At 37.5% G+C, this 13928-nt stretch carries 15 protein-coding genes; 10 read left to right on the forward strand and 5 right to left on the reverse strand.

Annotated elements, in window-relative coordinates; all coding sequences use genetic code 11:
• The first annotated feature begins 22 nt into the window (after nt 1–22).
• The 8 genes from B5488_RS10625 (at nt 23) to B5488_RS10660 (ending at nt 6315) form a co-directional block, all read left to right on the forward strand.
• Nucleotides 23–1261 carry an aminotransferase class V-fold PLP-dependent enzyme gene (locus tag B5488_RS10625; protein ID WP_079735240.1) on the forward strand — a complete coding sequence of 413 codons (1239 nt, stop codon included), beginning with the start codon at nt 23–25 and terminating at the stop codon, nt 1259–1261.
• 10 nt (nt 1262–1271) lie between these two features.
• Nucleotides 1272–1700: an META domain-containing protein gene (locus B5488_RS10630; protein ID WP_079735241.1), complete on the forward strand. Its 429-nt coding sequence runs from the start codon at nt 1272–1274 to the stop codon at nt 1698–1700.
• Between the two features lie 43 nt (nt 1701–1743).
• Nucleotides 1744–2121 carry a SufE family protein gene (locus B5488_RS10635; RefSeq protein ID WP_079736587.1) on the forward strand — a complete coding sequence of 126 codons (378 nt, stop codon included), beginning with the start codon at nt 1744–1746 and terminating at the stop codon, nt 2119–2121.
• A gap of 1 nt (nt 2122) precedes the next feature.
• Nucleotides 2123–2446 (forward strand): iron-sulfur cluster assembly protein, encoded by a 324-nt coding sequence (locus tag B5488_RS10640; protein WP_079735242.1) that lies wholly within the window; start codon nt 2123–2125, stop codon nt 2444–2446.
• An 89-nt stretch (nt 2447–2535) separates the two neighbouring features.
• A complete protein-coding gene (locus B5488_RS10645; RefSeq protein ID WP_079735243.1) occupies nt 2536–3048 on the forward strand; it encodes a DUF2480 family protein in 513 nt (170 codons plus the stop codon).
• Nucleotides 3049–3147: 99 nt separating this feature from the next.
• Entirely contained in the window at nt 3148–4041 is an 894-nt protein-coding gene (locus B5488_RS10650; protein WP_079735244.1) for a DUF3078 domain-containing protein, read from the forward strand.
• A gap of 164 nt (nt 4042–4205) precedes the next feature.
• On the forward strand, nt 4206–5426 hold the full coding sequence (gene hflX, locus B5488_RS10655; RefSeq protein WP_079735245.1) for a GTPase HflX: 1221 nt from the start codon (nt 4206–4208) through the stop codon (nt 5424–5426).
• Between the two features lie 160 nt (nt 5427–5586).
• The gene (locus B5488_RS10660) at nt 5587–6315 is read left to right on the forward strand and encodes a hypothetical protein (RefSeq protein WP_079735246.1); all 729 of its coding nucleotides are present in this window, start codon (nt 5587–5589) and stop codon (nt 6313–6315) included.
• A gap of 26 nt (nt 6316–6341) precedes the next feature.
• Here the strand turns inward: B5488_RS10660 and B5488_RS10665 are convergent, their stop codons facing one another.
• The 3 genes from B5488_RS10665 to B5488_RS10675 are packed head-to-tail and all read right to left on the reverse strand — an operon-like array spanning nt 6342 to nt 11080.
• The gene (locus B5488_RS10665) at nt 6342–6842 is read right to left on the reverse strand and encodes a hypothetical protein (RefSeq protein WP_079735247.1); all 501 of its coding nucleotides are present in this window, start codon (nt 6840–6842) and stop codon (nt 6342–6344) included.
• A gap of 31 nt (nt 6843–6873) precedes the next feature.
• Complete coding sequence (locus tag B5488_RS10670; protein WP_079736588.1) at nt 6874–8256, reverse strand: DUF5689 domain-containing protein; 1383 nt, start codon at nt 8254–8256, stop codon at nt 6874–6876.
• Nucleotides 8257–8266: 10 nt separating this feature from the next.
• Entirely contained in the window at nt 8267–11080 is a 2814-nt protein-coding gene (locus tag B5488_RS10675; RefSeq protein ID WP_079735248.1) for a carboxypeptidase-like regulatory domain-containing protein, read from the reverse strand.
• Between the two features lie 195 nt (nt 11081–11275).
• Here B5488_RS10675 and B5488_RS10680 point away from each other — a divergent pair, with 195 nt between their 5' ends.
• Nucleotides 11276–11836, forward strand: a complete 561-nt coding sequence (locus B5488_RS10680) for an endonuclease/exonuclease/phosphatase family protein (protein WP_146128731.1) — start codon at nt 11276–11278, stop codon at nt 11834–11836.
• Here the strand turns inward: B5488_RS10680 and B5488_RS10685 are convergent.
• Complete coding sequence (locus B5488_RS10685) at nt 11822–12817, reverse strand: IS1595 family transposase (protein ID WP_079733415.1); 996 nt, start codon at nt 12815–12817, stop codon at nt 11822–11824. The two genes, B5488_RS10680 and B5488_RS10685, sit on opposite strands and share 15 nt — an antisense overlap.
• Before the next feature lie 31 nt (nt 12818–12848).
• Here B5488_RS10685 and B5488_RS10690 point away from each other — a divergent pair, with 31 nt between their 5' ends.
• Nucleotides 12849–13325 (forward strand): endonuclease/exonuclease/phosphatase family protein, encoded by a 477-nt coding sequence (locus B5488_RS10690; RefSeq protein ID WP_317041985.1) that lies wholly within the window; start codon nt 12849–12851, stop codon nt 13323–13325.
• 32 nt (nt 13326–13357) lie between these two features.
• Here the strand turns inward: B5488_RS10690 and B5488_RS10695 are convergent, their stop codons facing one another.
• A complete protein-coding gene (locus tag B5488_RS10695; RefSeq protein ID WP_079735251.1) occupies nt 13358–13795 on the reverse strand; it encodes a hypothetical protein in 438 nt (145 codons plus the stop codon).
• Between the last annotated feature and the right edge of the window lie 133 nt (nt 13796–13928).

The following is a 13928-nucleotide window of genomic DNA, read 5'->3' on the forward strand; positions in this document are numbered from 1 at the left end:
GAATCCTCAAATCAGTATAAAAATGAGCATTGCTACTAATAATATAGCTTTTAACGTTGACGAAATTAGAAAAGACTTCCCTATTCTAAATAGGGAAGTTAATGGTTATCCCCTGGTTTACCTGGATAATGCGGCAACTTCGCAAACGCCAAAGCAGGTAATGGATGCTATTGTAGAATATTACTCTAATTATAACGCGAATATCCACCGCGGTGTACATAGTCTTTCCCAGGAAGCTACCGATAAATATGAAGGTGCGAGAAAGAAAATTCAGCAACATTTTAATGCTGAAAAAGCGCACGAAATCATCTTTACTTCAGGCACCACACACGGCATTAACCTTGTGGCAAGCGGTTTTGCTTCTATTCTAAAAAAAGGAGATGAAATCCTTGTTTCAGCATTAGAGCATCATTCCAATATTGTGCCCTGGCAAATGCTTTGCGAAAAAACAGGAGCAATTTTGAAGGTGATTCCCATGAATCAGGAAGGCGAACTTATTTATGAAGCCTTCGAGGATTTACTTTCAGAAAACACAAAAATGGTTTTCCTAAATCACGTTTCAAACGCTTTGGGAACCATTAATCCTATTAAAAAAATTATAGATAAAGCCCACGAAAAAGGCGCAGCGGTTTTAATAGATGGCGCACAAGCCGCCCCGCATATTAAAGCCGATGTACAGGCACTGGATGTTGATTTTTACGTGGTTTCTGCTCATAAAATGTGCGGCCCAACAGGAGTTGGCGTTTTATATGGAAAAGAAGAATGGCTCAACAAACTTCCGCCTTACCAGGGTGGTGGTGAAATGATAGCAACAGTAAGTTTTGAAAAAACAACTTATGCTGAACTCCCGCATAAATTTGAAGCCGGCACGCCTAATATTTGTGGCGGTATTGCTTTTGGTGCGGCTATAGATTATATGAACGCTATAGGTTTTGAAGCCATTTCCCGCTACGAAGAGGAATTGCTGGATTACGCTACTTTAAAACTTCAGGAGATTGAGGGAATGAAACTCTACGGAACTTCGAGAGAAAAAACCGCTGTGATTTCTTTTAATATTGAAGGGCTGCATCCGTATGATATTGGCACGCTTGTAGACAAAATGGGAATTGCAGTTAGAACCGGCCATCATTGCGCACAGCCTATTATGGATTTTTACAAAATCCCGGGTACGGTAAGGGCTTCTTTTTCGTTTTATAACACAAAAGATGAAATTGAACGGTTTATTGAAGCTGTTAAAAAAGCTAAAATGATGCTTTCTTAAATAATAAAGAATGAAAAAGATCTTATTTATATTCAGCGTATTTTTAATGATTTCCTGCGGAAATTCAGAAGATAAAATTTCAGAAGATCCTGCAGATCTAAAATCCCTTAACGGCAATTACGAATTGCTGGAATTGGATGGGGAAGATATTTCTGCTCAAGGTTTTATTTTAAATTTTAATGGTACAGAACAACGACTTTCTGGAAAAACCGGTTGCAACAATTTTGTAGCAACTTATAAAATTGAAGATTCCATAGTGAAATTCAATCCGCCGTTGGGAACAAAAATGTACTGTGAAGGGCAGATGGAATATGAAGAGATTTTGAATGAACTAATTCCGGAGATTCGAAATGTTAGAATTAGCGATAAAGATTTAATATTTTTATCTGGAGAAAATCAGGAGCTTTTAAACCTGCAAAAAACAGAAGACAGTGAGTAAGACGATACAGGAAATACAGGAAGAAATTGTAGACGAGTTCGCAATGTTCGAGGACTGGATGCAGCGTTATGAGTATATGATAGAGCTTGGAAAAGCACTTCCGCTTATAGACGAAAAATATAAAATAGACGAAAACCTAATTAAAGGTTGCCAAAGTAGAGTGTGGGTACACGCCGAACTTGAAGATGAAAAACTGGTTTTTACGGCAGATAGCGATGCGATAATAACCAAAGGAATTGTGGCTATTTTAATTAGAGCATTTTCAAATCATCATCCTTCAGCAATTATTGAAGCCGACACTAAATTTATTGATGAAATTGGGCTGAAAGAGCACTTATCTCCTAACCGCGCCAATGGTTTGGTGAGTATGATCAAACAACTTAAAATGTATGCTGTGGCATACCAAACACAACTTAATTAAAATGGAACAAGAAATAGACACTCAGGAATTAGGAGAAAAGATAGTAAAGGTTTTAAAAACCATTTATGATCCTGAAATTCCAGTAGATATATATGAATTAGGCCTTATTTACGACGTAATGGTGAATACCGAACAGGAAGTAAAAATACTAATGACCCTAACTACACCAAACTGCCCGGTAGCCGAAAGCTTACCGCAGGAAGTAAAGGAAAGAGTAGCATCTATAGATACGGTAAAAGACGCCGAAGTAGAAATTACTTTCGATCCGCCGTGGAACCAGGATCTTATTAGCGAAGAAGCAAAACTAGAATTGGGACTTTTATAGAGCCCCTATCCCCCGAAGGGGAAATCAGAACATTTCCTTTAAATGTTTATTGCCAATTAACTTTTAAACCATTAACACTTAACTTAATTATGGCTGAAGAAATTGTAAACCGGATAGCCAACAGCAAACTTATCACTTTTAACCTTGAGGATTATTATCCTGAAGGAGAACGCGTTGTGTTTGATGTTAAAGACTGGCTTCTGGAAGGTTTTGTTTTGCGAGAAGGAGAATTTAGAGAACAGGCCAAAAATCACAATTGGAGCCAATATGAAGGTAAATTTATAGCCCTCACCTGCTCCAGCGATGCAATAATCCCCGCCTGGGCATATATGTTATTGGCCACTTATTTACAGCCTTTTGCCAAAAAAGTAATTACCGGCAACCTGGAAACCCTGGAAACAGTTCTTTACACAGACGCTATCAACAAAATGGATGTTAGTGATCTTACAGATAAACCCGTAATTATTAAAGGTTGTTCCCACAAACCGGTACCTAAAAATGCCTATTTGCTTTTAATAGAAAAACTGCAACCCGTAGTTAAAAGTTTAATGTATGGTGAGGCCTGCTCATCAGTGCCTTTGTATAAAAAACCAAAAAAATAAGATGAACCAGCGTTATGCTGGGCGCCAAAATTAGCATCACTCAGGAAATGATTATATACCTGTGAAGAGCGTCCAGGTTGGGATTTAAAATTTTAAATAATGAAAAAATTAGTACTTGCCCTCGCTTTGATCAGCGGGGTTTTTAGCGTTAATGCCCAGGAAGAAGAGGAAGAACAAAAACAAGGATGGACTAAAGAAGGAAACATTTCGTTACTTTTTAATCAGTCGGCTTTTAATGAAGAATGGACCGGCGGAGGAACATCCAATATTGCAGGAAATCTTCTTTTTAATTACGATTTTAATTATTTGAAAGATGATTTTACCTGGGATAATAAATTCCTTCTTGATTACGGAATGACAAAACAACGCAGCGACGAGTTTGCAAGAAAAACAAGTGACCGATTAGAGTTTAATTCAATCGCAGGGAAACAAGTACAGGATTCAAACTGGTTTTATTCCCTTTTTCTTAATTTCAGAACACAAATTACTAAAGGGTATAAGTTTGGGGAAGATGCTGAAACCGGTCAGACTACCCGAACAGAGTATACTAACTTTTTATCTCCTGCATACCTTCAATTTGGCCCTGGGATGATGTGGAAAAAAAGTGAAAATTTCTATGTAAATATTGCACCGGCTACAGGCAGAATGGTTTTCGTAGATAAAGAATTCACATCAGGACCAGGTTATGTAGATGGAGATTATTTTGGTGTAGATGCCAATAAAGCGATGCGCTTTGAGCTTGGGGCCTCGGTTTCAGGATATGCAAAATTTGACATTCTTGAAAATGTAAAGATGGAGAACTTAATTAACCTTTACTCCAATTACCTTGAAGATCCGCAGAATGTAGATATAGATTATACTATGAACGTGAAAATGAAAATTAACGATTATCTTTCTACCAATCTTATTTTCCAGGCTATTTATGATGATAATGCTGTAAAAGGATTTCAAATAAGAGAAGTATTCGGACTGGGAATTAATTATGGCTTTTAGTTCAATTTAAGAACGGCGAGCTGAGCTCGTTTCAGAATCAATAAATTACATACAACCTGCCAATTACCGGCAGGTTTTTTATTTTATGAGTTTTTTAGTTAAATATATGTTGAAATGAATTCAGCAAAAATCGCAGTAGCAATCTATTATGTAACTTTGTAGTTATGATTGAAAAAACCGACCTAACCCACGAAAAAGCTGTTCTAATTGGTATCGTTACCAAAGAGCAGGGGCAAGATAAATTAAAAGAATACCTGGACGAACTAGAATTCCTTACCTACACCGCCGGTGGGGAAGTGATTAAGCGTTTTAGCCAGAATATGGATAGAGCTAATCCCAAAACTTTTATCGGGACCGGGAAGATGAACGAATTAAAAGAATTCGTTGATGAAAATGATGTAGGTACCGCTATTTTTGATGATGAACTTTCTCCTGCACAGCAAAAAAATATAGAAAAGATCCTAAAGTGTAAAGTCCTGGATAGGACTACGCTTATTCTCGATATTTTTGCACAAAGAGCACAAACCAGTTACGCCAGGACACAGGTAGAACTGGCACAATATGAATATTTACTCCCCAGATTGGCGGGTATGTGGACTCACCTTGAACGCCAACGTGGAGGTATTGGAATGCGTGGTCCCGGGGAGACAGAAATTGAAACTGACCGTAGGATCGTTAGAGATAAAATTTCGCTTTTAAAGAAAAAACTCGAAACCATAGACAAACAAATGGAAGTGCAGCGTGGCAATCGCGGGCAATTGGTTAGAGTAGCTCTTGTAGGTTATACCAATGTGGGAAAATCTACTTTAATGAATACCATTAGTAAAAGCCAGGTCTTTGCCGAAAATAAACTTTTTGCAACTTTAGATACTACGGTTAGAAAAGTAGTAATTCGCAATTTACCATTCCTATTAACCGATACAGTAGGATTTATAAGGAAGCTACCTACACAATTGGTAGAGTCTTTTAAATCTACCTTAGATGAAGTTAGAGAGGCCGATTTACTACTACATGTGGTAGATATTTCTCATCCCAATTTTGAAGATCATATAGAATCTGTAAACCAGATTATGAGTGAGATTAAAAGCAATGATAAGCCAACTATAATGGTTTTCAATAAAATAGATCAATACGAAGCTGAAGAAATTGAAGATGACGATTTAATGACCGAAAGAACCGAAGCACACTACACTTTAAAAGAGTGGAAGCAAACCTGGATGAACAAAATGGGAGATAATGTGTTGTTCATCTCAGCTTTGAATAAAGAAAATATGGAAGATTTTAGAAGAAAAGTTTACGAAGCAGTTCGTGAAATTCATGTAACTCGTTTTCCTTACAACAGTTTCCTTTATCCGGAATACGATAAATACGGAGAAGAAAAATAAGAAAAAGAACTTTGTTACTTCAAACTGAATTAATTTTAGGTTCTATTTTGCTATAATAGCTAAATACTTAAACCCTGGAATAAATTCAGGGTCACGACCTAGAATCTTCACAAACCGATATGTTTTTTTAGTAAATTAGAGGGAATCAAAATTTACTGAAATGAAAAAACTAATCTTATTACCCTTGCTTTTTTTCTTCGGAATAATGACAGCTCAGGAACTGGATGGAGCCTGGAAATTAACCCAAAAAGATGGTAAAGCTGTTAATGACCGTGAAGTGATTAAAATAGTTCAGGATGGTTATTTTGCATTGGGTTCCAAAAATTTAAGCGACGATAAATTTTTAGGCGCCGCAGGAGGAGAACTTAGCCTGGAAGATGAAACCCTTACCGAAATAAGGGATTTTGACACCTATAATGCTGAAAACATCGGGACTGAGCATGAATATAATATTTCCTGGGAAGGGGAAAACAAGATGGAAATCTCTGACGGAATTACTACAAAAGTATGGGAACGGGTTTCAGACAAATCTGATGCGCTAACCGGTACCTGGGTAATAACAGGTCGTGAGAGAAAAGACGAAATGAATACGATGACACCCGGCGACAGGCGCACGGCGAAAATTCTAAGCGGCGGTAGATTTCAATGGATTGCTTTTAATTCGGCTACCAAAGAATTTAACGGAACCGGCGGAGGAACTTATTCTGCAGAAAACGGCACATATACTGAGAACATTGAATTCTTTTCCAGAGATGCCAGCCGTGTAGGCGCCAGTTTGGAATTTCAATATGAAGTAAAAGATGGCAATTGGCATCATAAAGGAAAAAGTTCTAAAGGCGATCCTATTTATGAAATCTGGTCACCATATAGTGAAGCTTATCAAAAATAGTTGTCTAAAACTATTATATTTCAAAATCATCTCACTAAAAAAGCCTCCTTGGGCATATAGAATTCTCCGGGAGGAACTTCTTTTAGATAAAACCGGATGGCTTTTTCGCTGTCTATATACTGCAAACGTATTTTTCCTGAAGTAAAACTCACAGCACTTTCTATAGTGCCATCGTAAACTCCTTCTGCAATTTTCACAAGATTAAGGGTGAAAGCATTTCCATTCTTTCTTTTACAATCGGTATTTTCTCCCTGGGAGAAGATCACACAGTGATTCCCTTTTATACTTCCCTGGCTTTCATACTCCAGCTCCAACTCCATAGAGTTTTGTCCGTCTGGAGATTGCCAAAACCAATTCCCGGCAAAATCCTGGGAATGTTGAGCAAAACCTAAAGATGTAGAAAATAGAAAAAGAAAGAGTAAACTACCTCGGGGCAAGCCCACGAGGCATTTTAAAAGAAAAATATTTTGATTCGAGGCAAGCCTCGGAGCATTTGAATCTCGATTATCGAGTAAAGTTTGCTTCATTCTACAGTTTTAAAATAGTATTCCAATTTACTCAATTCCCGCTTACGCGTATGTTATCAATATCATAAGTCGTGCTTTTATCTGGGGCAGCCCCTAAATATCTAAAGGCAAAACGAATATCACCTTTTAAACAGGAAATATCTATTTCACTTTTCTCGAAGCGTTTTCCGTATTGATTAGTAGGGCCAATAGGGATTACAGCGTCTAAAGGAGTCCAGTTTGTGGTTAGTACATTTCCGGTAAATTCTTCAGTAACTAATACACTTAGGATGGTTGCGTTATCGTAAGAAGACATAATCTCAAAAGATAATAGTGCTCCTGAAGTACTATCTAAATCTATGGATGGACTTACCAGCCAGGCTTCCATAGGTGCTTCTTCAGTATTAAATGCTGAAACCCTAATATACCGGTTACCATCAAAAGTTCCCGGTTCAAATGCTTTGCCGCCGTTTACATTTAAGTTTGTCCAACCTTTTTCTTTCAATGCGGTTTGGCTTGTGATTCCAGTAAAGTCTTCTTCAAATATTACGATACTGCCTCTATCATTATTATTTCCGCAGTTTAAAAAGTCGGGATCACAACGTTCTCCATCAAAGTTGAAATCGTCTGGAGAATTTACCGCGATCACAAAATAGTCGTCGTAAAAATTACGACTTAAAACGCCTTTTACACTTCCTGAATTTTGAGGTAAATACAAAGATTTAAACCCTGAAAAAGTACTGGTGCTTAACATCGCACTGGCGCCGGTACTACAACTCTCCAACTGCCGCTCTCCATCATATTCATCGGTAACTTCTCCCGCAAAAGTATAATGATGTTGTTCCCTAAGCAGGTTTCGATTGAACTGGACATTTTTAACTTCAATAAATAAGTTTTCGTGCCTTTCATTAAATTCTGAAATTTCTAATTGTAGTGGAACAATTTCAGCGGCTTCCATAGTTCTAATTATATGATCGTCTATCCTGGAAGGGGGGATGGCTACCACGTCTCCCCTATTTCGAACTCCTAATTGGTGCACCCCGTTATTAGACCATAATGCGAGCCCGTCTAACTTCACATAGATTTTTCTACCGAAATTATAAGTTTCAAAAAGTGAATTATCATCCACCAGAAGCAATATTCCCGCTGTTGGGTTTTCGGGTTTATCCTGTAACACGAGTTCTTTATAAAAATTTCCGCCCTCATCGCTGGAGACCACATAGGCCTCCATTAAAGTATTGGTTTCAGAAAAAACATAGATTTCTTCAGTTTCAGGATTAAAATTGCTTTTAACCGCTGAAATACCCGTAATATCTCCTTCAATATTTATCTCTTGATATTTAGATTCAGGCAGCTGAAAATCTTCAGTTTTCACACAGGAATTTAATACCAAACAGCCTGAAATTAGGATTAGTAATACGTTGAAATTTTTCATTGAGTTTGTTTTAAAATCTAACATAAACCATAGCAAAATAGGAAGCTCCGGTGCCATACCAGTATTTAGGACCAAAAATGGGGGTTTCCCTCTCTCGATCGTGTTTAAGGGTGCGGTAGTTAGCATTTCGGGACTGTTTAAAACCGCCGGTTTTATAGAGTTTATCAAAAATATTATTGAGGCTAATAAAAAAACCGATAAACTTACCTTTTACTAACCAGGACTTACCGCCAATAGCATTTACCAGCATATAATCTTGAAATTGTTCCTGTTTTAGAAGTTTTGCGGCAGTACTCTCATCATAATCAAGAATAGGCAAGCCATCGGTATCGCTGCGAAAATTTGAAGTTCTGGTCAACGGACTAATGTCTAAAAAAGCCTGGGAGAAAAAATTTAGCGTAGTTCCAAACCACCAGTAATCGGGATCTCGATATTCAAACCCAATTTGAGCCGCCCTTTGCGGACCACCGGCTATTCGATAATTTTCAAGATAAGAAGTTCCATAATCTACTATCTCGTTAAAATCGTCGGAAGTTAAATAGAGTTCTGGGTTATTGTTATAGGTGAATTGCCCCAATGCTGCAGCGGCTTTTATTTTTATGGCGGAAGTTAATTGCGCTTCAATTCCCATTTCCACCCCAAGATGTTGTTTATCGATTCCACTTAAAACCTCCTGAACAAAAGCAGTAGTACTATTTCTACCCAAGCCTGAAAGGCCATCGGCATAATAAAAAGAGATTTCGGTAGCATCTTTAATTTGGGTATAATATGCCGAAAACCTGGCTTTAATATTTGAAGACCTATACCGGTAACTTAAATCTACATTTTGAATTTGCTCACTTGTAAGTCCAATTACTACTTCATTATTCTGGCGGGAATTAGAAAAGGAATTTCGCAGGTTCGGCGGTTTAGTAAACCAGGCTGCATTAAAACCCAATAAATGTTTTGCGGTTAACTTATAATTTGCTCCAATTTTTCCTCCAAAATCGGTGAAATTTAATTGCTCGCTTTTCCCGAGAGAGTTATCGAGATAATTTCCATTTTGAAATAATCCGTCTCTATGATAAGCCGTTTGAGAAGCAGTAATTCCGGAATAAAAATCAAGTCTGTCGTAATCGAAATTCACCTGGCCAAAAGTTTTGATGGTGTTGGCATATAGCCGAAAATTATATTTGTAAGGCTCATTTTCTGAAACACTTCTATTTGGATTTCGCAAATCACTCTGCGCTCTTTGTTCCAGGGAAGTTTCCTCATCGCCTTCAGCAAAAAAATCGATATCGAGATAAGTATTTCCTCCCAGCATATCTTTAATGGAAGCAAAATTATGAGAGTTTAAATAGGAAAATGCCAACTTTCCATCCAGATCTATATTGTCATTAATTTTGGCTGAAACGATGGAATTCAAATCAAATTTGAGGTCGTCGTTGCGGTCTTCGGCTAAGGCATAAACCGTATAGCCCGCTGCATTATTAGCATTGTATAGCTGCTGCCAGTTTAATTGCCCCTTTTCTTTGAAATCCTGTTGGGCGAGATAAGCCGCTTCATAATTTGGATTGTCTGCAAAGCGCAAATAATAGCTGGGTAGTTTTTGATAGTAGGTTGGATCTGGATTCGTGCCACCACCCACATAACTATTCTGATCATTAATTTCAGCCATTCGGGTTCCTCCGAAATCAATCCTGGAATTTCCTGTTTTTCCAAATTGAAAAGCGAAATTATTACTAATACTTACTTTTTCTGAAAACTTCCAAAAGTGATTCAGCATTAATATTGGTTCTTTAATCTCCCTTATTCGGGAATTTCTCAATTTCCCATCCTGATAGCCCCAATAAGCATTGTATTTTCTTCCTTTTAACTCAAAGACTTCCGCCGTATTTGGAGATGATTTTCCGCGGATATTTGGCGTATAAAAGCCGGTAAAGTTTAGACTATGCTTTTCACTAAAGGTTTTTTCAACAGAAAGAAAAAATCCATTTGCATCGTATAAAGTGCCTTCCACATAGGCCTCTTTCGCAAACCTTCGGGAAGCTGAAATTGCATAAGCCCAACCATTATTTAATTCCCCGGAACCATAAGTGGCCATTAACCGGCCGTTATAACTTCGGTTGGCGGCGGCAATAGATGCCTTTCCTCCTTTAGCATATTTTGAAGCGCGCATAATGATATTTGTAGTGCCCGCCAAACCTCCAAAACTAACCTGAGACGGACTTAAACCCATAGAGAAAACCTGGTTTCGCTGCACATCGTTTAGCCCGCCCCAGGCACTCCATTGCGGCCGGCCGGTATAAGTTTTATTCATTTCTACACCGTTAATCAAAACCTTTCCATGTTCGCTGTCTAGCCCCCGTGGTCTAAAGAACGTCTGACTAAAATCGAAAGCAGCGGCGTTAAGAAAAACATCACGCGAGGCCTGCAGAAGGCCAGAAAGATTATCAATATGCGCTTCATCATCATCCAGTTCAGCATCTGAAAGGCTAATGGTGCTTATTTGGTTCGCATATTCTGTTAAAATAGGTTGCATAAGAATCAACCCGAGATCTTTGTTGGTTTTGGCTTCAATAACTACCGGAAGCCTGAGTTCTTTATAATTGGGAAGGGAAATTTTTAAAACCTGTTCTCCCAGCGGAAGCTCTTCTAAAGTAAAAATGAAATCACCGTTTTCATTAGAAATTGTTTCAAAAACGCTTCCTTCAATAAGCAATTTAGCCCCGGATAATTCTTTATAGGTTTGGGCATCTACCAATTTTCCACTCAGGGAAATTTCCTGGGCAAATGAGGCTGAGAATTCCAGTCCCACAACGAGAAGAAAAAAGAAAAATTTCATCGAGTTTTATTTCCATATTTATTATAAGTTTAGATAAATTAGCTATAAGAAGCAAATAATCAGTATTTTATGTGAATATTTTAAAGAATTTGTAAGATTATGATTACCCGTATTTTTCCCTTTTTATGCGTTTATCTTTTATTTCTGTTGAGTACTGAAAGTGTTTTCTCACAGGTAAAAAAAGAATATAAAATTGTGAGTATTGCATTTTATAATGTTGAGAATCTATTTGACACAGAAAATAATCCGTTCACTTTTGATGACGATCGTACGCCTGAAGGAGACGATGTCTGGACCCAGGAAAAATACCGCGATAAACTGCAAAAACTGGCTGGAGTTATTGCTGAAATAGGTTCTGAAACCACACAACAACCTCCTGCAATTGTAGGTGTTTGTGAAATTGAAAACCGGAAGGTATTAGAAGATCTAATAAATGAACCCAAACTGAAACCATACAACTACGGTATAGTGCATTATGACTCTCCCGATCGCCGTGGTATTGATGTGGCCTTATTATATAGAAAAGATGTTTTTAGACTGGAAAACTCGGTTTCTCACGAGTTATTGATTTATAACAGTAAAGAACCCGATAAGCGTGTTTACACCCGAGATCAATTGGTAGTGAGTGGAGAAATAGATGGAGAGAAACTTCATTTTATTATTAACCATTGGCCATCCAGGAGTGGCGGTGAAGCAGCCAGCAGCTATAAAAGAGAAAAAGCAGCAACCCTTAATAAAAGGCTAAGTTCTAATTAGCATATTGAATAGTTGTTGTTTGTACTCGTACCATGCGCTATTTGAAGCAAAGGCAATGGCTGTAACTGTTGCCATTTTACTGGTTGAGTTCTTGATTTTTTCAAGTACCAAGAACCAATTCAAGTAATTCTGTAAGTATTTTGTAGCTACCCCATTGAAAGAATCCATGAACTTTCTCAATCTCATATCCATATTGTTTACATTCTGGACATGGTACACCTTATCTACGGTTCGCTGTCCCTTTGAGGTGTTGAACTTTTTATGGGCAATTGTGTTGGCTTTTGCAAAAGCACCATAACTTCTATGGCTGTCGCTGCAGAGTACGTCAGCTTTATCAAGTTTCCCTTTAAGTATTCTATTCAGATCCTCTTTACTGATACGACCTCTTGTGGCCACTTTAAAGTCTTTGTTTCCAGATCTATCACAAGTTGCCACTACAGCTACTTTTTCATCACTTATGCCTGCTTTGCTTGCTTTTTCTCCTCGCATTTTCGGTTTTCTACCTAAATGACGTCCTCCTTTTTCTGAGTAGGCAAAGAACAGGTCATCGCTTTCGACTATGCCCTGAAACTCTTCTACCGAAACACTGGAAAATGACGTGAGCAATTTATGTCTCCAATCAAAGGACGTTTGAATTGATATCTCCGTCTCTTCTGCACTTTTCCTGATACTGTAGCCCGACAACAAACAGTATAAATACCGATTTAACTTCTCTTTCTTTTTTATATTATACCAAAACTTACCTGTGGTCTCACTGAAATTCTTCTTACAGCCATTGCAAACATAGCGTTGAACGCCTTTGAGCTTGCCATTGGCACGAACACGCTTTTCTGAGCAATGAGGACAGGTAACTGCTTTTGCCTCGTTGCTGTCCTTTACTTCACTTTCTTGCAAAGACAATGATAGCAACGAAGCCACTATCTCTTGTTGAACAGTCGCTGGACTATTAACGAAAAAATCCCTGAAATCTGAAGGTATCATATCTATATAGTTTTACACAAATATAAGACATATTCATCTTAGAACAAAGCTTAATAAAACTATCCTGGATTCTATATTTAAACGTGAACCTTTAGCCAGGGTAATAAGTATGGGAGATTTTAATGACGATCCTATCAACAGAAGTTTCAAAGAGATACTAAAAACAGCCGCAAATCTAAAGGATCTAAATCCGCATCAATTATATAATCCTATGGAGCGTATGTTGAAAAAAGGAATGGGTACACTGGCGTATCGTGATGGCTGGAATTTATTTGATCAAATCCTGGTTTCAGGAATTTTAACTGGGAAAGATTATTCCAGGTTTCAATTTTATAAAGCAGGAATCTTTAATAAGAAATACCTCATCACTGAAGACGGCCAATATAAAGGTTATCCTTTCCGAAGTTATGGTTATTCGGGTTACCAGGGTGGCTACAGTGACCATTTTCCGGTATATATTTACCTGGTCAAGGAAGTCTCTTTAAACTCCCACGATGCCGGAGAGTAAAACCATCAAAATTTAAATTTATTACGCCTTTTTTAGAACCAGGCGTTCCAAGGTATACGAGATAACATAACTAATAAACCAAGGGTATAAAATATAGCAAGGATTTTAAATTTTGGTTTTGAAGTAAGTTTACTCTTATGTTTTGAATAGCCAATAGTAATTAGAGCTAGAGCAATAATCATCATTAGTGGATGTTCCAGAATGTAAAGCCTTAGTGTTGGATCTGGCATTACTGTACCCATTCCTTCTTCCAGAAGTACCGAAAAATAAGGAGATACAAAATATAAAACAATTCCTATTAAAAGCTGAATGTGCGAGGTGATAAGTGTGAAAAGTGCAATCCTAAAATTAGTCGCTCCATATTCTTTATTAGAAGCATAACCAATAATTGAATTTATAGAGGCCACGAATAAAACTATTAATACTAAATAAGCCCAATAAGAATGTATGAATTGTATAGTTGGATACATAAAAGTAAATTTTTAGTAAAGATAGGATTTTCTATAAAAATGCAGCTGCATTGTACTTTTAAGTTTGTAACAGGTATAATTTCACGCCTTATACTTTTTCTCACACCATATATAATATATGTATTTTTCTGAA

Origin of the sequence: Salegentibacter salegens, from assembly GCF_900142975.1 — a bacterium.
Taxonomy (GTDB): Bacteria; Bacteroidota; Bacteroidia; order Flavobacteriales; family Flavobacteriaceae; genus Salegentibacter; species Salegentibacter salegens.